Genomic DNA, 18,130 nt, shown 5'->3' with positions numbered 1-18,130 from the left:
CTCAGATCGCCGGCTGCGGCCCGAGGGCCGGGCCCGGCCGGATCATCCCGGCGTAGCGCCGGACCATCGCGGCGCAGAACTCGGCGAATTCCTCCTTCACCTGCGGCGGGCTGGTGTGGTGGGGGGCGATGCCCCGGTGCTCGGGGGTGAAGCAGAAGGTCACGGTCACGTCGAACTCCGCCAGGGCCTCCATCTGCCGGTCGAACCAGTCGAGGGCGTCCGGCCGGAACGAATCGGCCCAGGACAGGCCGGTGCGGAGATACGTCACACCGAGCCGCCGCATCCAGTCCACCGCCTCGTCGAGGCGGTGATCCTGGTAGTGGAACCACTGGCACAGGCCGAGCGCCGGGGTGTGGCGGGCGAAGTGCTCGAGCGCCGGCTTCGGCGTACCGTCCTCGCGCAGCAGCCCCATGTAGAAGTGCCGGTAGTAGGACGAGCCCTCCGCCTCCCGGTGCCGGGTGGTGGCGCCCCAGGCCTGCGGCAGGTCGTAGAGGCTGTACCAGTGGATGCGCGGCGCGCGGCCGACCAGCAGTTCGGCGGTGCGGTCGAGCCCGAAGACCTGCACCTCCTCGGCGCCGAAGGTCGAGACGCCGACCTCGGTGACCCAGATCGGTTTCGCCGTCACCGCCCGGATCTCGGCGAGCTTCGCCGGCCACTCGCCGATCTGCCAAAGGTTCCAGTCGAGCGGGAAGCCGTGCACCGCCACCACGTCGACGTGGTCGAGGGCGCGCCGCTCGTCGAGCAGGCGGATGAAGGACGGATCGATCGGCGAGATGCCCCCCAGCACCGTCGGCAGGTGCGGCGCCTCCGCCTTCACGGCGCGCGCCGCGCAGTCCAGCGTGTCGGCGAACATGGACCAGCCCGGATCGATCTCGGGATCCCAGTGCGACTTGTTGTTGGGCTCGTTCCAGATCATCGCCGCTTCGATCATGCGGGCCTCGGGCTCTAAACAGGCTGGGGGTATGGTGGCCCGTCATGGCCGCCGGGCGGGCGCGGCGCAAGCCGTCCGCCCCGCGCGCGGGGCCCTGGCCCGGGCCCCGGAGCGGAGCTATCGTTACGTGAGATCAACGGTCCCGCGGCCAGCGGGCCGGTACCGGGAGGACCGTCATGCTTCGCATCGGGCTGCGCACGGCGAGGGGGTTTCGGGCGGAGGGCGTCGCCGAGGACGGCGTCGCACCGGCGCGGCGGGCGCTCATCAAGGGCGCCTGCACCTGCGCGGCCCTGGCCTTCCTGCCGCGGGCCGCCGCGGCCCAGGCCGGGGACGCGGCCGCCCCCGCCCGGTCGGTCCACGGCGACCTCGACGCCGCGGCCCGCGAGGTCGAGGCGGCGATGATCGCTTGGCGGCGCGACATCCACGCCAACCCGGAACTCGGCAACCGCGAGCACCGCACCGCCGCCCTGGTGGCCCGTCACCTGCGCGGCCTCGGCTACGAGGTGCAGGAAGGCGTCGGCCGCACCGGCGTCGTCGCGGTGCTGAAGGGCGGCGGCGGTCCGGGCCCCGTCGTGGCGCTCCGGGCCGACATGGACGCGCTGCCGGTGCGCGAGGAGGTCGACCTGCCCTTCGCCTCGAAGGCCCGGGCCGAGTGGGGCGGCCAGGAGGTCGGCGTGATGCATGCCTGCGGCCACGATTGCCACGTGGCGATCCTGATGGCGGCGGCCCAGGTGCTCGCGGCCCGGCGCGACCGCCTGCCCGGCACGATCAAGCTCCTGTTCCAGCCCGCCGAGGAGGGCACGGTGGGGCAGGGGGTCAGCGGCGCCCGCCTGATGGTGGAGGAGGGCGCGATGCGCGACCCGAAGCCCGACATGGTGTTCGGCCTGCACGTCTCGAGCGCGCTGCCGGTCGGCAGCGTCGGCTACCGCCCCGGCAACGCCATGGCCGGCTCGGACCGGTTCCAGATCAAGGTGACGGGACGCCAGACCCACGGCGCGATGCCGTGGAACGGCGTCGACCCGATCGTGATCGGCTCGACCATCGTGACGACGCTCCAGACCGTGGTCAGCCGCGAGACCGACGTCGCGCGCAGCCCCGCGGTGCTCAGCGTCGGCATCTTCAAGGGGGGGTTACGCAACAACATCATCCCGGAGACCGCCGAGCTCGAGGGCACGCTCAGGACCTTCGGCGAGGCGCAACGCGCCACCGCCAAGCGCCGGGTGACCGAGATCGCCCAGTCGATCGCCACCGGCATGAACGGCAAGGCCGAGGTGATCTGGGACGAGAACGGCTATCCCCCGCTCCAGAACGACGCCAAGCTCACCGCGCGCGCCGCCCCGACGCTGACGCGCCTCTTCGGCGAGCACGCCCGGCTCGTCGATCCCGCCATGGCGAGCGAGGATTTCCCCTACTTCGCCCGCGAGGCGCCCGGCTTCTTCTACTTCGTCGGCATCACGGCGCCGGGCACCGATCCGGCCAAGGCCGCGCCCAACCACTCGCCGCGCTTCCGCGTGGACGAGACCGGCCTGATGACGGGCCTGCGCGCCACCCTGCACCTCGTGGCGGATGCGACCGGGATGGCGTGAGCCGGGTCAAACCCGATCGTATCGATCGTGTGAGGGGCTGTCTCCGACGCCGAGCGGACCATCGCGATGGCCGCTTCGCAGCGCCCGTCCGGACGGCTCCCGCAGGACGACCTCGCAGGCGTTGCAGCCCCAGCGCGAGCCACGGCGTACGCGAGCCTCTTGATCGTCAGATTGCTCTGTGATACAGAGTTATCTGTGAGGAGAGAGTCTGGGATGACGACTTCAGATCCGGTCCGTGGGCGCGACGACGCACGTCTCGCTCTCGCCGCTGCTCAGGATGGCGAGACCCGTCTGCTCGACGCTCTGCTCTACGGCCGGGCCAGCCCCTACCTCATCATCTGGGGTATCGCCTGGATGGCGGGGTTCGTCGGCACCTTTCTCGTGCCGGAGCGCACGGGCACCATCTGGTCGGCCATTACAGTCCTGGGTTGGGCAACGACGATTCTTCTCGTTCTCGTACGGCGCCGCATCAGCCGGGAGCCGCGCTTCGGGGTCGGAATTCGCTACAGTTGCTCGGCGATGCTCATGAGCGCCTATGCCGCGCTCTGGGCTTTCATCCTGCTCTCGGGGCATGCGAATGCCCTCGGCATCTACGCAGGCACCGTCACCGGCTTCGCCTACCTCATCGCCGGCCTGTGGCGCGGGCCGTCACTGGCGGTCCTCGGCGGCAGCTTGACGGTCTCGTTCCTGGCCGGGTTCGCGATGCCGCCCACGGGGTTCCTGCTCTATGCCGGCCTGCTCGGCGGCGGCGGCCTCATCGCTGCCGGCCTGCTGTTGGCTCGGCGTGACCCGACCTGATGGCTGGACAGATGCCCGGCGATCTCGATGCGATCATTCATGCGCCGGCACGGCTGCGGATCATGGCTGCCCTCGCTGCGAGTCCCGAGGGAAGCTTGCTGGAGTTCAAGCGGCTGCGTGCTCTGCTCGGCCTGACGGACGGCAACCTCGGTGCCCACATCGCCACGCTCGAAGGCGCGGGCTACGTCGCGGTGACCAAGGATTTCGAGGGGAAGCGTCCGCGAACGCGGATCGCCGTGACGAAGGCGGGCCGCGCGGCCTACCGGGCGCACGTCGCGGCGCTGCGCGCCATCCTTGACGGAGACGATGTCGGCTGATCTTGCCGGCTGCTTGCGCCGGCCGGCTGCGAGATTACTCGGCTCGAACAAGTCACTGCCGGCCTGTAGGTCCGGTTTGGGGACACCATGGCAAAGCCCACTCGCCGCTATCGACGGCTTTCCTGAAGTTCGAGCCCGTTGAATTTCCGTCATCAGCGATAATATTCGAGTTTTTAAAAATATAAACGAACCGATGCGACCGATTAATCGATGTTGTTGATCGGCATGCAAGGCGTTATTGCAGCATGATGCTAGGGAAGGAGCAGATGACATGTCCGGTTTCACCCTGCCGGGAGCCATTCATACCGGGCTGGCTGCGGCCGGGATCGTGCTCGGAATGGTCCAGTTCCTCACCCGCAAGCATGGCAGCCGGCACCGGGCCATAGGCTACGCGTTCATCTATGCCTTGCTGATCGCCGACTGCGCGGCCTTGCTCGTGTTCCAGTTCACGGGTGGGTTCAACATCCTGCATTGCGGGGCGCTGACGAGCCTTGCCTGCATGGCCGCAGGCATGTGGCCGGTGCTGCGCTCGTCTCGGCGCCCGGACTGGCGTGAGAAGCATTATTACTGGATCTCGTGGTCCTATGTCGGGCTGATGGCTGCGGCGGCGACCGAACTCGTCGTTCGTACCCTGCCCCTCGCAAATGCGGTTCAGGCCTGGCTTGTGACCTTTTCGGTCACGCTGGCCGTGACGCTGGTCGGCCGGGCCCTCATCCTCCGCCATCGACCCGCCGCCACGGGTCCGGTGTGACGTGACTGTCATGATCGGCACGGATGCGGCCCCCCGGCAGGGCTGACCCGTGTCTGGTCAACCGATACCCGATCCCAGCGCGGCTGCGTGTTGCTCTAGGTCATTGAATTTGCCGTGTTTTCTGCGGCAAGCCATGCTCCACTCCGTTGGAAGGCATCCTGGAAGCATTCCGAAGAACAGCCGGTCGTCCCTGCGGCGTGACGGCCACGCAGACCCCGCTTGTGCGGCGACGCCTTGACGGCGATGCCGCACCTGCGAGATGACCACTCCCAAACCGAGAACCGTCGACCCGTCGAACGCCCTCAGGATTCCTGGCACGATGAGCAACTTCAACGAGGAGCGCGTCCTGTCCGTCCATCACTGGACCGACTCGCTCTTCAGCTTCCGCACCACCCGCGACCCGTCGTTCCGCTTCCGCAACGGCGAGTTCACCATGATCGGCCTCAAGGGCGAGGGAGCCAAGCCGCTCCTGCGCGCCTACAGCGTGGTCAGCGCCAACTACGAGGAGGAGCTGGAGTTCTTCTCCATCAAGGTGGCCAACGGCCCGCTCACCTCGAAGCTGCAGCACCTCAAGGTCGGCGACCCGATCGTGGTCAGCCGCAAGGCGACCGGCACCCTGGTGCTCGACAACCTGATGCCCGGCCGCAACCTCTACCTGCTCGGCACCGGCACCGGCCTCGCGCCGTTCCTGGCGATCATCAAGGACCCGGAGACCTACGAGCGCTTCGAGAAGGTCGTGCTCGTCCACGGCTGCCGCCACGTCCAGGAACTCGCCTACGGCGAGACGATCACCGAGACGCTGCCGAACCACGAGCTGATCGGCGAGATGGTCCGCGACCAGCTGGTCTACTACCCGACCGTGACCCGCGAGCCGTTCCGCAACCGCGGCCGCATCACCGACCTGATGACCTCCGGCAAGCTCTTCGCCGATATCGGCCTGCCGATGATGACGAGGGAGGCCGACCGCTTCATGCTCTGCGGCAGCCCCGACATGATCCGCGACACCCGCGACCTGCTCGCGGGCGCCGACTACGTCGAGGGCAACCACGGCGAGGCCGGCCACTACGTCATCGAGAAGGCCTTCGTCGAGAAGTAGCCTCGTGCTACGCGGGATGCGCCGGGAGACCTGTCCTTTGCGCATCCTGCTCATCAATCCCAACACCACGGCCTCCGTCACCGAGACGGCGGCCGCCCATGTCCGCCGGCTGATCCCGGCCGAGATCGTGCCGGCCACCGGCCGGTTCGGCGCCCGCTACATCGCGAGCCGCGCCGCCGCGGCGATCGCCGGCCACGCCGCCCTCGACGCGCTCGCCGCCCACGTCGCGGGCTGCGACGCGGTCTACCTCGCCTGCTTCGGCGATCCGGGGCTGCTGGCCCTCAAGGAAGTCTCGCCGGTGCCGGTCGTCGGCATGGCGGAGGGTGCGCTGCACCTCGCCTGCACCCGGGGCCGGCGCATCGGCATCGTCACCGGCGGCGTCCTGTGGAAGCCGATGCTCACCGAGTTCGTGGCGATGCTCGGCCTCACCGAGCGTCTGGCCGGCATCCGCACCGTGGCCCCCACGGGCGGCGAGATCGCCCGCGACCCCGACGCCGCCCTCGACCGCCTCGGCAAGGCCTGCCGCGATTGCGCCGAGATCGACGGCGCCGACGTGGTGGTGCTCGGCGGCGCCGCGCTCGCGGGCTTGGCCGAGCGGGTGCAACCGCAGGTGCCGGTGCCGGTGATCTGCTCGGTCGAGGCCGGCGCGCGGGCCGTGATCGCCGCTGCCGGCCTCGCCGCGGGGCGTCCGGCGGCGCCGGCGGTCGAGAGCGTCGGGCTGTCGGAGGAACTGGCCGGGTTGCTGGGTCGCTGACGGTCGGGCGCGCGGATTGCCCTCCGGGCGGCGCGAGAGCCGGTGCTGTGCCTAGTCGAGCCCCAGCCCTCGCCGCAGCCACGCCGCGTAATGCCCGGCGATGTAGGTCACCCGACGGCGCTCCGAGGCCGGGTCGTACCAGGCGCCGCCGGCGCTGGCGTTGGTGGCGGAGAGCTGGGGATGGCGCAGCAGCACGGTGCCGGCCCGGTCGACCACCAGGGCCTCGCCCTCGAGGTAATCGCTGTTGGTGGCGTTGCCGCCGCCGAAGCGGGTCTCGCTGCCGGCATAGGGGTTGAGCGAGACGCCGGTGACCCGCACCACCAGGGCCGGGCCCGGGCCGCCGACCCGGTCGGCGAAGTTCCTGGCGAGCGCCGCCTGCAACTCGGCCCGCACGGTCTCGGCGTAGGGGCCGAGGCCGCGGGCGAGGAGGGGGCCGACATCGACCCGGATGGCGGAGAAGCGCGTCGCCGACGGCAGGGTCGCGTCCTGCGCGTACACCGGCACGGCCGCCACCATCAGGGAAGCCGCGATCAGGGATCGGCCGATCAGGGATTTGCACCAGCGCAGCATCGGCGTCGTCTCCACGGCGCCCGACGGGGGCACCTCGTGCGGGCCGAGATAACCCCCGGACGCCGCTCCGGCAACGCTTCGCTCAGATGCCGAACGGCCTACGGCGCGTCAGGCGCCGAACGACATTCGGTGCGTCAGGCGCCGAACTGGATGCCGGTGATCTCGTAGGACTTGCCGCCGCCCGGGGTGACGACCTCGACGGTGTCGCCGACGCCCTTGCCGATCAGCGCGCGGGCGATCGGCGAGGTGATCGAGACCCGGCCGGCATGCACGTCGGCCTCGGGCTCGCCGACGATCTGGTAGGTCTTCTCCTCCTCGGTATCCTCGTCGATCAGCTTGACGGTGGCGCCGAACTTGACCTTCGTGCCCGAGAGCTTCGCGACGTCGATGACCTCGGCGCGGGAGATCAGGCTCTCCAGCTCCAGCACCCGGCCCTCGTTGTGGGACTGGGCCTCCTTGGCGGCGTGGTACTCGGCGTTCTCCGACAGGTCGCCGAGCGCGCGGGCCTCCGCGATCGCCTGGATGATCCGCGGACGCTCCTCCTGCTGGCGGCGCTTCAGCTCCGCCTCCAGAGCCGCGAATCCCCGTACCGTGATCGGAACCTTGTCCATCGTCGTCGTCTCGCGTCACAAATAATCGGCCCGGCGAGAGGGTGAGCCTCCCGACCGGGCCTGTTTCCGATTGTCTCGCGCGGGCGCGAGGGGATGAGATAGGTCTCGTCCGCGGCTTTACGACTTAAGCCGCGAAATATTCCTGCAGGGCCCGCACCTCGAGATCACCCCCGAGATAGGCCTTGATTCCCTCGGCGGCCGCCATCGCTCCCGCGAGAGTGGTGTAGTACGGCACTTTATGCAAGAGGGCGGCCCGGCGTAAGGACCGGGAGTCGGACAGCGCGCCGGCGCCCTCCGTGGTGTTGAACACCAGGTGGATGTCGCCGTTCTTGATCGCGTCGACCACGTGCGGGCGGCCCTCCAGCACCTTGTTGATGCGGGTGCAGGCCACGCCGTTCTCGGCGAGGTAGCGCTGGGTGCCGGCGGTGGCGAGCACCGTGAAGCCGAGGTCGGCGAGCAGCTGGATCGCCGGCAGGATGCGCGCCTTGTCGTCGTCGCGCACCGAGACGAAGACCGTGCCGGCCTTCGGCACCTGGGTGCCGGACCCGAGCTGGCTCTTGGCGAAGGCGACGCCGAAGCCGCGGTCGAGGCCGATCACCTCGCCGGTCGAGCGCATCTCCGGCCCGAGCAGCACGTCGACCCCGGGGAAGCGGGCGAAGGGGAACACCGCCTCCTTCACCGCGATATGGGGCAGGGTCTTGGGCTTGAGGCCGAAGGTGGCGAGCTTCTCGCCGGCCATCACCCGGGCGGCGATCTTGGCGATCGGCTCGCCGATCACCTTGGCGACGAACGGCACGGTGCGCGAGGCCCGCGGGTTCACCTCCAGCACGTAGATCTCGCCGTCCTTGATCGCGTACTGCACGTTCATCAGGCCGCCGACCTCGAGGGCGAGGGCGAGACCGCGGGTCTGGCGCTCCAGCTCGGCGATGGTCTCGGGCGAGAGCGAGCGCGGCGGCAGCGAGCAGGCGGAATCGCCCGAGTGGATGCCCGCCTCCTCGATGTGCTCCATGATGCCGGCGATGAACACGTCACGCCCGTCCGAGACCGCATCGACGTCGACCTCGATCGCGTCCGACAGGTAGCGGTCGAACAGGAGCGGGTTCTTGCCCAGAACCGTGTTGATCTGGCCGGTCTTGTCGTTGGGGTAGCGCGCCTTGACGTCCGACGGGATCAGGCTCGGCAGGGTGTCGAGCAGGTAGTCGGCGAACTGGGTCTCGTCGCGGATGATCGCCATCGCGCGCCCGCCGAGCACGTAGGACGGCCGCACCACGAAGGGCAGGCCGAGATCGGCGGCGATCAGCCGGCTCTGCTCCACCGAGTAGGCGATGCCGTTCTTCGGCTGCTTGAGGTGCAGCTTGTCGAGCAGGCGCTTGAACCGGTCGCGGTCCTCGGCGAGGTCGATCGCGTCCGGCGAGGTGCCGAGGATCGGCACGCCGGCCTCTTCCAGGGCGCGGGCGAGCTTCAGCGGGGTCTGGCCGCCGAACTGCACGATCACGCCGTGCAGCTTGCCGGCCTGGCGCTCGGTCTCGATGATCTCCAGCACGTCCTCGGCGGTCAGCGGCTCGAAGTAGAGCCGGTCCGAGGTGTCGTAGTCGGTCGACACCGTCTCCGGGTTGCAGTTGACCATGATCGTCTCGTAGCCCGCGTCGGTGAGCGCGAAGCAGGCGTGGCAGCAGCAATAGTCGAACTCGATGCCCTGGCCGATCCGGTTCGGGCCGCCGCCGAGGATGATCACCTTCTTCTTGTCGGAGGGCTCGGCCTCGTCGACCACGCTGCCGGCGAAGGGGGCGACGTAGGTCGAGTACATGTAGGCGGTCGGCGACTTGAACTCGGCCGCGCAGGTGTCGATCCGCTTGAAGACCGGCCGCACCGCGAGCGCCCGGCGGGCGCTCCGCACCGCCCCCTCGTCCATGCCGGCGAGCACGGCGAGGCGCTGGTCCGAGAAACCCGCCGCCTTGAGCTGGCGGAAGGCGCCCTCGGTCTTCGGCAGGCCGAAGCGCTTCACCTTGGTCTCGAGGTCGATGATGGCCTGGAGCTGCTCCAGGAACCACGGGTCGATCTTGCAGGAGGCGTGGACCTCCTCGTGGCTGACGCCGAGGCGCAGCGCCTGCGCCACCTTGAGGAGGCGATCCGGGGTCGGGGTGCCGATCGCCGCCTTGATGGCGTTGCGGTCGTCGCCCTTGCCCAACCCCTCGATCTCGATGTCGTCGAGGCCGGTGAGCCCCGTCTCGAGCGAGCGCAGGGCCTTCTGGAGCGACTCGGCGAAGGTGCGCCCGATCGCCATCGCCTCGCCGACCGACTTCATGGCGGTGGTCAGCGTCGGCTCGGCGCCCGGGAACTTCTCGAAGGCGAAGCGCGGGATCTTGGTGACGACGTAGTCGATCGTCGGCTCGAACGAGGCGGGCGTCGCGCCGCCCGTGATGTCGTTGGCGATCTCGTCGAGGGTGTAGCCGATGGCGAGCTTGGCCGCGACCTTGGCGATCGGGAAGCCGGTCGCCTTCGAGGCGAGCGCCGAGGAGCGCGAGACGCGCGGGTTCATCTCGATCACGATCATCCGGCCGGTGGCCGGGTCGACGGCGAACTGCACGTTCGAGCCGCCGGTCTCGACGCCGATCTCGCGCAGGACCGCCAGCGAGGCGTCGCGCATGCGCTGGTATTCCTTGTCGGTCAGCGTCAGCGCAGGCGCCACGGTGATGGAGTCGCCGGTATGGACGCCCATCGGGTCGAGGTTCTCGATCGAGCAGACGATGATGCAGTTGTCCGCACGATCGCGGACGACCTCCATCTCGTACTCCTTCCAGCCGAGCACCGATTCCTCGATCAAGACCTCGTTGGTCGGCGAGGCGTCGATGCCGCGCTCGACGATGTCGAGGAACTCCTCGCGGTTGTAGGCGATGCCGCCGCCGGTGCCGCCCATGGTGAAGGACGGCCGGATGATCGCCGGCAGGCCGACCTCGGCGAGCGCGACGAGCGCCTGGCCGAGCGCGTGCTCGCCGTAGCGCTTGCGCCGGTCGTTCTCTCCGCTCGCCCACTTCTTCTCGAAGGCGGCGAGCGCGCCCTTCCGGGCCTCCGGGTCGCTCTCGGTGGCCTCGATGCGGGCGACCTCGGCGAGGTACCTCTCACGATCCGCCTTCTTGGCGGCCGAGGCGTTGGCGAGCGCCGATTTCGGGGTCTCGAGCCCGATCTTGGTCATCGCGTCGCGGAAGAGGCTGCGGTCCTCCGCCTTGTCGATCGCCTCGGCGGTGGCGCCGATCATCTGCACGCCGAATTTTTCCAGCACGCCCATCCGCTTGAGCGAGAGGGCGCAGTTCAGCGCGGTCTGGCCGCCCATGGTCGGCAGGAGGGCGTCGGGCCGCTCCTTCTCGATGATGCGGGCGACGATCTCGGGCGTGATCGGCTCGACGTAGGTGGCGTCGGCGAGATCCGGATCGGTCATGATCGTCGCCGGATTCGAGTTGACCAGGATGATCCGGTAGCCTTCCTCGCGCAGGGCCTTGCAGGCCTGCGTGCCGGAATAGTCGAACTCGCATGCCTGGCCGATGACGATCGGGCCCGCGCCGATGATGAGGATGGAGGAGAGATCGGTGCGCTTGGGCATCGGACGCTTCAGACTCGTGCGGCGCGCTGCCTCGTTCCTCGGATCCGGCCTCGGCCCTGTCGGGGCTTCGTCGAGGCGGGAGCGGAACGTGCGGAAGCGGCGGGGATTGCGTTGGGCGCCCTTAGCATAGGCGAACAGATCAGGGGAAGGGCGTGGCCGGGCAGGTGGACATAAGGGGAGATGCGCGCTGGACGCTGGTCACCGGCGCGTCGAGCGGGATCGGCGTCGCGATCGCCCGGGCCTTCGCGGCGCGCGGGCGGCCGCTGGTGCTGAGCGCCCGGCGGGCCGACCGCCTGGAGGCGCTGGCGGCGGAGCTGCCGGTGCCGACGGTCGTGATGCCGGCGGACCTGGCGCGGCCGGACGGGCCCGAGGCCCTGGTCGCGGCGGTGGAGGATCGGGGGATCGTCCTCCACACCCTCGTCAACAATGCCGGCTTCGGCCTGCGCGGCCGCTTCGCCGCCCTGCCGGCGCGGGACCAGGCCGAGATGGTGGCGGTGAACGTCGCGGCGCCGACGGTGCTCAGCCGCCTGGTCCTGCCGGGGCTGATCGCGCGGAAATCCGGTGGCCTCCTCAACGTCGCCTCGGTGGTGGGCTATCTGCCGGGCCCCAACATGGCGGCCTACTACGCCAGCAAGGCCTACCTGCTCACGCTCTCCGAAGCGCTCTACGAGGAGGCGCGCCCGCACGGCGTCGTGGTCACGGCCGTCTGCCCGGGCGCCACCGCGACGGAATTCTCGGCGAGGGCCGACGTCGGCGGCACCAAGCGCTTCACCGGCAACGTGATGACGGCGGAGGCGGTGGCGGAGGCGGCGGTCGCCGGCCATCTCGCCGGCCGGGCGGTGGTGATCCCGGGGGCGGCCAACCGGGCGGCGGTGCTCGCCGCCCGCCTGATGCCGCGCTGGCTCAGCCGAAAGGTGGCGGCCCGCCTGCAAGGATGAACGGATTCCGCCGCTTTCGGGTCATCATCGGTTCAGTGCCGGGCGCTAGACAGGAGGTGGGGCGGCCTCGGCCGGCCCACCGATTCCTTCGCGTGGTCGAGTTGCGTCGTGGCGAGCGAACCGAGATCGAGACCGTGGATCACCGGGGCGCGGGCGGCCCTCGCGCGGCAATTCGCGTCCTATCTTGGGGTGAGCCTCGCGGCGCTGGCCGTCCATTACGGCGTGCTCGCCGTCCTGGTCGAGACCGGCCGCGCCGATCCGGTGCGGGCGGCGCTCGCCGGCTACTTCGCCGGCGCGGTGATCTCCTACGGGCTCAACCGCCGACTGACCTATGCCAGCGCGCGGCCCCACGCCGAGGCGACCTGGCGCTTCGGCATCGTCGCGGCGATCGGCTTCGGGCTGACCTGGCTGATCATGGCCGGCCTCACCCGCGGCTTCGGCCTGCCCTACCTCGTGGCCCAGGTGCTGGCGACCGGGGCGGTGGTGTTCTGGAACTTCCTCGGCCACCGGGTCTGGACCTTCGCGGTGCGGCCGGTGGCGGTGCTGTCGGAGGAGGCGACGGGGGTGCGGTGAGGGGCGTGCCGTCGCTGCGGATCCGACGAACACGCCCCGGCGATTCCCCCATCATGCCGGGGCCGGGAGCCCGGGATGGCGATGGAGGGCTCGGGGGCCGTCGAGCCACGCCGCCGGACGGCCGAAATCCGTCGCCTCACGTCTCCATCCCCGCCGCCTCCCGCCCGAGCACCTCCCGTCCCGTCCGCACCTCCGCCTGCCCCTCCCGGCCGATCGCCGCCGCGAACAGGCCGCGCAGGGTGGTCGCCAGCGTCCCGAGATCGTGGTGGCGCGCGACGCGGGCGCGGCCCGTGCGGCCCATGCGGGCGAGCGTCGCCTCGTCGGCCCGCAGGATGTCGCGCAGGGCGCCGACCAGGGCCGCGCCGTCTCCAGGCGGCACGATGCGGCCGCACCCCCCGTCGACCAGCTCCGGGATGCCCGCGACGGTCGTGGTCACCACCGGCCGCTCCAGCGCCAGCGCCTCGAGCAGCACGATCGGCAGGCCCTCGGCGAAGCTCGGCAGCACCAGGGCGCGGGACTCGGCGATCGCCGCGCGCACCTCGGCGCCGCTCCGCCAGCCGCGAAGCTCGATGAGGTCGCCGACGCCGTGGCGGGCGATCTCGGCCTCGATCGCCGGGCGGCTCTCGCCGTCGCCGATCAGCACCAGGCGGAACGGCGCCTCGGTCGCGCGCAAGGCCGCCACCGCCGCCGGCAGGTAGACCTGCCCCTTCTGCGGGCAGAGCCGGCCGACGCAGACCAGCGTCCGGCTCTCCCCCGCCGGCCGGTCGGAGGGCACGAACTCCGCGAGGTCGAGGCCGCAGCGCGCCACCGCGATCCGGTCGTGGTGATGGGCTCCGCCGAAGCGCACGAGCTGCAAGCGGCAGAAGTTCGAGATCGCCACCGCGAAGGCGGCGCCCGACAGCTTGAGGGCGAGGCCGTCCTCGGCGGCGGTCAGGAACTCGTCCGGGCCGTGGGCGGTGAAGCTGTAGGTGGGTCCCCCCATCGTGCGGGCGATCAGGGCGACCGCGGCGGCGTTCGAGGAGAAGTGGACGTGGGTGTGGGCGATGCCCTCCCGGCGCAAGGTGCGCAGGAAGTACACCGCCTCCAGGAGGTAGGCCGCGTGCCGGACCGCGCCGCCGCCGGAGCGGGCGAGCCGCGCGGCGAGCCAGGCGCCCCGGGCGAGCGCCGCCGGGTCGGTCGCCGCCTGGCGCAGGGCCGCGACGAGGAGCCCGCGCAGGTTGCCGCTGAGGATGTAGTGGGTGCGCGCCTGGTCGGCGACGTCGAGGGGGTCGACGAGGGGCTGGTGCCAGCGCCGCAGCGCGAAGCGCCGCACCACGACGCCCTGCGCCTCCAGGGCCGCCATCTCCCGCCGGATGAAGGTCGAGCTCGTCACCGGGGCGGTGTTGACCAGGTAGGCGATCGTCATCGGGCCGGCTCGATCGAGCGCGGCCTTCGCCGGCGCGGCTCTCGCGGACGCGGATCTCGTGAAGGTGAGTCTCATAAGCCGTTACGCTCCCGGATGCAGTCCCGCGCGCCGCGGGGCGTCCCGCGCCGCGCGATCGTTCGGCAACCAGCCTAGGGACCGCCCTCGCGGGCGGGAGCGATGGAATTCGGCGGCTTCCCTGCCCAGAATTGCGGGCGGGTCTACCTCTTTCGAAGGTCCCGGCGCCGACGATTGCGACGCTTACCCTGCGGGCACGGCCGGCTAGCCTGGATGTCGAGGCCGCATCACGGCGGCAGGTTTTGGGTCGAGACCCGGCACGGCCATGCAGCGCCCCCTGATCATCCTCGGCACCGGCGGCAACGCCCTCGATATCCTGGACCTCGTCGAGAGCCGGCCCGAGGCGCCCTGGCGGGTGGCGGGCTTCCTCGACGACGCCCGGCCGGAGGGCGACCGCGTCGCCGGCCTGCCGGTGCTCGGGCGCCTCGCCGAGGCGCGCCGGCTCGCCGAGGACCCGGACGTCGCCTTCGTCAACGCCATCGGGAGCGAGGCCAGCCACCGCGGGCGGCTGGCGATCGTCGCCGGGACCGGGCTCGAGCCCGAGCGCTTCGCCACCCTGGTCCATGCCGCTGCCGCGGTCTCGTCGCGGGCGGTGCTCGGTCCCGGCACCTGCATCCATCACGGCGCCAGCGTCGCCGGCAACGTCGTGGTCGGTGCCCACGTGACCATCGGGCCCGGCGTCGTCGTCGGGCACGACGCGGCGATCGGCGACGGGGCGGTGCTGGCGCCCGCTTGCGTCGTCAGCGGCTTCGTGCGGCTCGGGCGGTCCTGCTACGTCGGGGCCGGCAGCGCGGTGCGCCAGCGCGTCTCGATCGGCGAGCGGGCGCTCGTCGGCCTCGGCGCGGTGGTCCTGCGCGACGTGCCGGCGGGGGCGACCGTGGTCGGCAACCCCGCCCGCACCCTGCGGACCGGGGCGTGAGCGCGATGCGCGGCCCCCGCGTCTCGGTCGTGCTCGCCCTGGCGGCAGGCCTGCCTGCCGGGCCTGCCCTCGCCTCCCTGCGCGCCCAGACCTTCGGCGACTACGAGGTCCTGGCGATCGGCGAGGGGGCGGCCGAGGCCGCCGCGGCGGCATCCGACACGCGGGTCCGGGCCCTGCGCGGCGAGGGCGACGGGCACGATCCGGGATCCTGCGGCCAAAGCTCCTACAACCAAGGCTCCTACGGCCACGACGTCCGGCGCGCCGCCGCCCGCAATCGCGGCGTGAGCGCGGCCCGGGCCGAGTGGGTGGCGTTCCTCGATCCCGGCGATGCGTGGCGGGAGGACCACCTCGCCGAGCTCGTCGCCGCGACCCGCTTCGGCGACGCCGTCGCGGCGTTCGGCAATCCGATCCTCGCCGAGACCGGCCGGCCGCTCCTGCCGATGAGCGTGCCCTCGGGCCGCGTCCCAGACCCGTTCGGCTTCGCGCTGCGGGTCGGACGGGTCCCGGTGCGGGCGAGCGCCGCGCTGATCGAGCGGGCGGCGGCGATCGATGCCGGGCTGTTCTCCTGCCGCGGCGGCGGGCCGGAGCTCGACCTGTGGGGCCGCCTCGCCCTGCAGGGTCCGTTCCGCTACGTCGCCCGGCCGACCGCCGTGCTGGGGCCGGCGGCCCCGCCGCGGCGCGCACCGGCGGCGCCGCTCCTCGCCGCCAGCCTGGCGCGGCTCCTCGACGAGGGCGCGGTGCCGGCCGACCTCGCGGCGTCCGCCCGGCGCTGCCGCAACCGGCTGCTCCTCGACCATGCCCGCAGGCTCGCCGGCCTCGGCCGCCCGGCCGAGGCGCGGGCGGTGCTGGCGCGGGACTGCATCCCGGGCCTCGATCCGGCGCGCTACCTCGCGGCGCTCGTCCGCACCTGGCGCGCGGGCCGGGCCTGGCCGGCGCCGGGGGCGCTCGCCGGATCGCCGTGACACGCCCACCCGACGCTCCCCCCGAAAGCCGTCCCGCCCGAAAGGTGTCTCGATGAGCCTCGTCAAGCGCGCCGTCCTGCTCGTCTCGGGCGAGCGCTACCTCGTCCTGTCGATCACCCTGTGCCAGACCGCCCTCGTCTCGCGCCTGCTCACCCCGGAGCAGGTCGGCCTGTCGATGATCGGGGTCGCGCTGGTGCAGGTCGTCGACGGCCTGCGGGATTTCGGCACCACCAACTACATCATCCACGAGCCGACCACCTCGCAGCAATCCGCCCGCACGGCCTTCACGGTGCTGCTGGCCCTGTCGGCGTTCTTCGCGGTCGCGCTCTACGCCTCCGCCGGCCTGTGGGCGCAAGCCTACGGCCAGCCCCTGCTCGGCCCCTATCTGCGGGTGCTCTCGCTGAGCTTCCTGTTGGTCCCGTTCTCCGGCCCCCTGATGGCGCTGATGCGCCGGGACTTCCAGTTCGCCGCCCTGATGTGGGTTAATGTCGGCACCTGCCTGACATACGCGGTGGCGCTGGTCGGGCTCGCGCTCCTCGGCTTCGGGGCGATGAGCTTCGCCTGGGCGATGGTGGCGAGCGCCGCCGCCGCCGTCGGCTTGAGCCTCGCGGTCCGGCCGGAGCCGGGGATCTTCCGCCCGAGCCTCCAGGGCTGGCGCACGGCGCTCGCCATCGGCGGCTGCTCGAGCGTGACGACGCTGCTCAACCGCGCCTACGACCTCCTGCCGATCTTCCTCCTCGGCCGCGTCAGTGGCCCCGACCTCGTCGGCCTCTACGGCCGGGCGCAGGTGGTGAGCCAGCTCCCCGACAAGATGATCCTCGGCAGCCTCGGCGCGGTGATCCTGCCGATGTTCGCCGCCGACCGGCGCGACGGGCGGGCGCTGGCGCCGACCTATATCGCCTCGATCGGCAACATCACGGTGGTGCTCTGGCCGGTCGCCCTGCTGCTCGCGCTCATCGCCCAGCCGGTGGTGCTGGTCCTGCTCGGCGCGCAGTGGCTCGCCAGCGTGCCGATCGTCCAGGTGCTGGCTCTCGCCTCGATGCTGACCTTCCCGGCGATGCTGACCTACCCGGTGCTGCTCGCGAGCGGGGGCCTGCGCGACACCCTGACGGCGAGCTTGATCAGCCTGCCGCCGAGCGCCGCCCTCATCGCCGCCGCCGCCGCCTCCGGCGGGCCGCTCGCGGTGGCGGCGACCCAGCTCGTCACCGTTCCGCTCCAGGTCGGGATCGCCCTCTGGTTCATCCGCCGCCGGGTGCCGTTCAGCCTCGCCGCCTTCGTCGGCGCGCTCCGGATCAGCGCCCTCGTCACGGTCGCGACCGCACTGCCGCCCCTCGCCGTCGTGGCGCTCGCGGGCCGGGGCTTCGCCCTCACCATCCCGGAGGGCGTGCTCGCCGGCTGCGGGGGCGCCGCCGCCTGGCTGGTCGCCATGCTGCTCCTCGACCATCCGGTCGCCGGCCACGTCCGAGAGACGTTCCGCCCGGTGATCGTCGGCTTGCGGGCGCGGGCGGTGCGGGCCGTGCGGTAGGGGCAGGGGCCGGGACCGCCGGCCCGCGGATCAGCCGCCCCGGCCGGCGGCCGGGATCCAGGCCGACAGGGCGTCGAGCACTGCCGCCGTCGTCCCGGGATGGTCCATCAGGAGCGTGTGGTGACCCGGCACCGCGCACCAGCGCTCGCCGACGCCGAGCCGCGCGCGCTCGAGGCTGACGAGGCCGTCATGCGGCGTCGGGATCCGGTCGCGGAAGAACGGGAGGAGCGCCCGGGTGCCGGCGACCACCGCCATCGGGCAGGACGGCACCGGGATCGTGCCGGCCGCGTCGGTGCGCAGGTCGCGCAAGGCCGGGCCGAACAGGGCCCGCCCGAGCCGAAACTCGGAGGCCCGGTCGGCCGCCTCGCTGCCGCGGTTCGGCGTGCCGAGCATCACGAGGCCGGCCGCCAGGCCGGGATCCGCCGCGGCGAGGTGACGGGCGACGAGGCCGCCCATGGAATGACCGACGAGGACGAGCGGGCTCCCGGCCCGGTGCCGGATCGCCGACAGGGCGGGCCGCAGGTGCGCGGCGCAGGCGGCGATGCCGAGGCGGCGGGAGGGGTAGCCGAGATTCTCGACGCGGTGGCCGGCCGCGGCGATGCGGCGCGCGAGCCCGGCCATGCTGCGCGGCGTGCGCCCCAGCCCGTGGAGCAGCACCACGTCCAGGCCTGGCCCTGCGGCAGGTTCCGTCCCAGGAGGCTTGGCCGAAGGGCTCATCGTC

17 protein-coding genes are annotated in these 18,130 nt (G+C 71.8%); 11 read left to right on the top strand and 6 right to left on the bottom strand.

The annotated features are described in order from the left end of the window. Position 1: 1 nt before the first annotated feature. Positions 2-931, bottom strand: coding sequence for a glycoside hydrolase 5 family protein (locus DK419_RS02190; RefSeq protein WP_109957649.1), 930 nt, complete (start codon positions 929-931; stop codon positions 2-4). 176 nt (positions 932-1,107) lie between these two features. Here DK419_RS02190 and DK419_RS02185 point away from each other — a divergent pair, with 176 nt between their 5' ends. From DK419_RS02185 to DK419_RS02160, 6 genes are all read left to right on the top strand, one after another. Beyond that, on the top strand, positions 1,108-2,517 hold the full coding sequence (locus DK419_RS02185) for an amidohydrolase (RefSeq protein ID WP_109957648.1): 1,410 nt from the start codon (positions 1,108-1,110) through the stop codon (positions 2,515-2,517). Positions 2,518-2,730: 213 nt separating this feature from the next. Then, complete coding sequence (locus DK419_RS02180) at positions 2,731-3,315, top strand: hypothetical protein (RefSeq protein WP_109957647.1); 585 nt, start codon at positions 2,731-2,733, stop codon at positions 3,313-3,315. Positions 3,316-3,326: 11 nt separating this feature from the next. Then, positions 3,327-3,632 carry a winged helix-turn-helix domain-containing protein gene (locus DK419_RS02175; RefSeq protein ID WP_109957646.1) on the top strand — a complete coding sequence of 102 codons (306 nt, stop codon included), beginning with the start codon at positions 3,327-3,329 and terminating at the stop codon, positions 3,630-3,632. 271 nt (positions 3,633-3,903) lie between these two features. Continuing rightward, positions 3,904-4,383 carry a DUF2306 domain-containing protein gene (locus DK419_RS02170; protein WP_109957645.1) on the top strand — a complete coding sequence of 160 codons (480 nt, stop codon included), beginning with the start codon at positions 3,904-3,906 and terminating at the stop codon, positions 4,381-4,383. A 319-nt stretch (positions 4,384-4,702) separates the two neighbouring features. Then, positions 4,703-5,479, top strand: a complete 777-nt coding sequence (locus tag DK419_RS02165) for a ferredoxin--NADP reductase (protein WP_109957644.1) — start codon at positions 4,703-4,705, stop codon at positions 5,477-5,479. Positions 5,480-5,516: 37 nt separating this feature from the next. Then, positions 5,517-6,233 (top strand): aspartate/glutamate racemase family protein, encoded by a 717-nt coding sequence (locus DK419_RS02160; protein ID WP_109957643.1) that lies wholly within the window; start codon positions 5,517-5,519, stop codon positions 6,231-6,233. Positions 6,234-6,284: 51 nt separating this feature from the next. Here DK419_RS02160 and DK419_RS02155 read toward each other — a convergent pair whose 3' ends face one another. From DK419_RS02155 to carB, 3 genes are all read right to left on the bottom strand, one after another. Next, positions 6,285-6,803: a hypothetical protein gene (locus DK419_RS02155; RefSeq protein WP_167450819.1), complete on the bottom strand. Its 519-nt coding sequence runs from the start codon at positions 6,801-6,803 to the stop codon at positions 6,285-6,287. Between the two features lie 134 nt (positions 6,804-6,937). Further along, entirely contained in the window at positions 6,938-7,414 is a 477-nt protein-coding gene (gene greA / locus DK419_RS02150) for a transcription elongation factor GreA (RefSeq protein WP_109957642.1), read from the bottom strand. Positions 7,415-7,538: 124 nt separating this feature from the next. After that, positions 7,539-11,012: a carbamoyl-phosphate synthase large subunit gene (carB, locus tag DK419_RS02145; protein ID WP_109957641.1), complete on the bottom strand. Its 3,474-nt coding sequence runs from the start codon at positions 11,010-11,012 to the stop codon at positions 7,539-7,541. Positions 11,013-11,164: 152 nt separating this feature from the next. On the opposite strand from carB, the gene DK419_RS02140 reads away from it, so the two are divergent. Continuing rightward, a complete protein-coding gene (locus DK419_RS02140) occupies positions 11,165-11,950 on the top strand; it encodes an SDR family NAD(P)-dependent oxidoreductase (protein ID WP_245442796.1) in 786 nt (261 codons plus the stop codon). Positions 11,951-12,058: 108 nt separating this feature from the next. Next, a complete protein-coding gene (locus DK419_RS02135; RefSeq protein WP_245442795.1) occupies positions 12,059-12,523 on the top strand; it encodes a GtrA family protein in 465 nt (154 codons plus the stop codon). 136 nt (positions 12,524-12,659) lie between these two features. On the opposite strand, the gene DK419_RS02130 is transcribed toward DK419_RS02135, so the two are convergent. Continuing rightward, positions 12,660-13,928 (bottom strand): glycosyltransferase family 4 protein, encoded by a 1,269-nt coding sequence (locus DK419_RS02130; RefSeq protein WP_109957640.1) that lies wholly within the window; start codon positions 13,926-13,928, stop codon positions 12,660-12,662. Positions 13,929-14,268: 340 nt separating this feature from the next. Here DK419_RS02130 and DK419_RS02125 point away from each other — a divergent pair, with 340 nt between their 5' ends. From DK419_RS02125 to DK419_RS02115, 3 genes are read left to right on the top strand one after another with little or no spacing between them, the layout of a single operon-like run. Beyond that, entirely contained in the window at positions 14,269-14,922 is a 654-nt protein-coding gene (locus DK419_RS02125; protein ID WP_109957639.1) for a NeuD/PglB/VioB family sugar acetyltransferase, read from the top strand. A gap of 5 nt (positions 14,923-14,927) precedes the next feature. Continuing rightward, positions 14,928-15,884, top strand: coding sequence for a glycosyltransferase family 2 protein (locus DK419_RS02120; RefSeq protein WP_245442976.1), 957 nt, complete (start codon positions 14,928-14,930; stop codon positions 15,882-15,884). A 52-nt stretch (positions 15,885-15,936) separates the two neighbouring features. Continuing rightward, positions 15,937-17,409: an oligosaccharide flippase family protein gene (locus DK419_RS02115; protein WP_162561120.1), complete on the top strand. Its 1,473-nt coding sequence runs from the start codon at positions 15,937-15,939 to the stop codon at positions 17,407-17,409. Between the two features lie 30 nt (positions 17,410-17,439). On the opposite strand, the gene DK419_RS02110 is transcribed toward DK419_RS02115, so the two are convergent. Further along, entirely contained in the window at positions 17,440-18,069 is a 630-nt protein-coding gene (locus DK419_RS02110) for an alpha/beta fold hydrolase (RefSeq protein WP_162561119.1), read from the bottom strand. Positions 18,070-18,130 lie beyond the last annotated feature (61 nt).

The organism is Methylobacterium terrae (assembly GCF_003173755.1).
In the GTDB taxonomy this organism is placed as follows: Bacteria; Pseudomonadota; Alphaproteobacteria; order Rhizobiales; family Beijerinckiaceae; genus Methylobacterium; species Methylobacterium terrae.
Note: the sequence above shows the minus strand (reverse complement) of the source record. Positions and strands in the feature narration are given on the sequence as shown.

Excerpts from the sequence above, each read along its gene's own strand:
- DK419_RS02190 (WP_109957649.1), bottom strand. The coding sequence starts at position 931 with ATGATCGAAGCGGCGATGATCTGGAACGAGCCCAACAACAAGTCGCAC.
- DK419_RS02185 (WP_109957648.1), top strand. The coding sequence starts at position 1,108 with ATGCTTCGCATCGGGCTGCGCACGGCGAGGGGGTTTCGGGCGGAGGGC.
- DK419_RS02180 (WP_109957647.1), top strand. The coding sequence starts at position 2,731 with ATGACGACTTCAGATCCGGTCCGTGGGCGCGACGACGCACGTCTCGCT.
- DK419_RS02175 (WP_109957646.1), top strand. The coding sequence starts at position 3,327 with ATGCCCGGCGATCTCGATGCGATCATTCATGCGCCGGCACGGCTGCGG.
- DK419_RS02170 (WP_109957645.1), top strand. The coding sequence starts at position 3,904 with ATGTCCGGTTTCACCCTGCCGGGAGCCATTCATACCGGGCTGGCTGCG.
- DK419_RS02165 (WP_109957644.1), top strand. The coding sequence starts at position 4,703 with ATGAGCAACTTCAACGAGGAGCGCGTCCTGTCCGTCCATCACTGGACC.
- DK419_RS02155 (WP_167450819.1), bottom strand. The coding sequence starts at position 6,803 with ATGCTGCGCTGGTGCAAATCCCTGATCGGCCGATCCCTGATCGCGGCT.
- greA (WP_109957642.1), bottom strand. The coding sequence starts at position 7,414 with ATGGACAAGGTTCCGATCACGGTACGGGGATTCGCGGCTCTGGAGGCG.
- carB (WP_109957641.1), bottom strand. The coding sequence starts at position 11,012 with ATGCCCAAGCGCACCGATCTCTCCTCCATCCTCATCATCGGCGCGGGC.
- DK419_RS02130 (WP_109957640.1), bottom strand. The coding sequence starts at position 13,928 with ATGACGATCGCCTACCTGGTCAACACCGCCCCGGTGACGAGCTCGACC.
- DK419_RS02125 (WP_109957639.1), top strand. The coding sequence starts at position 14,269 with ATGCAGCGCCCCCTGATCATCCTCGGCACCGGCGGCAACGCCCTCGAT.
- DK419_RS02120 (WP_245442976.1), top strand. The coding sequence starts at position 14,928 with ATGCGCGGCCCCCGCGTCTCGGTCGTGCTCGCCCTGGCGGCAGGCCTG.
- DK419_RS02115 (WP_162561120.1), top strand. The coding sequence starts at position 15,937 with ATGAGCCTCGTCAAGCGCGCCGTCCTGCTCGTCTCGGGCGAGCGCTAC.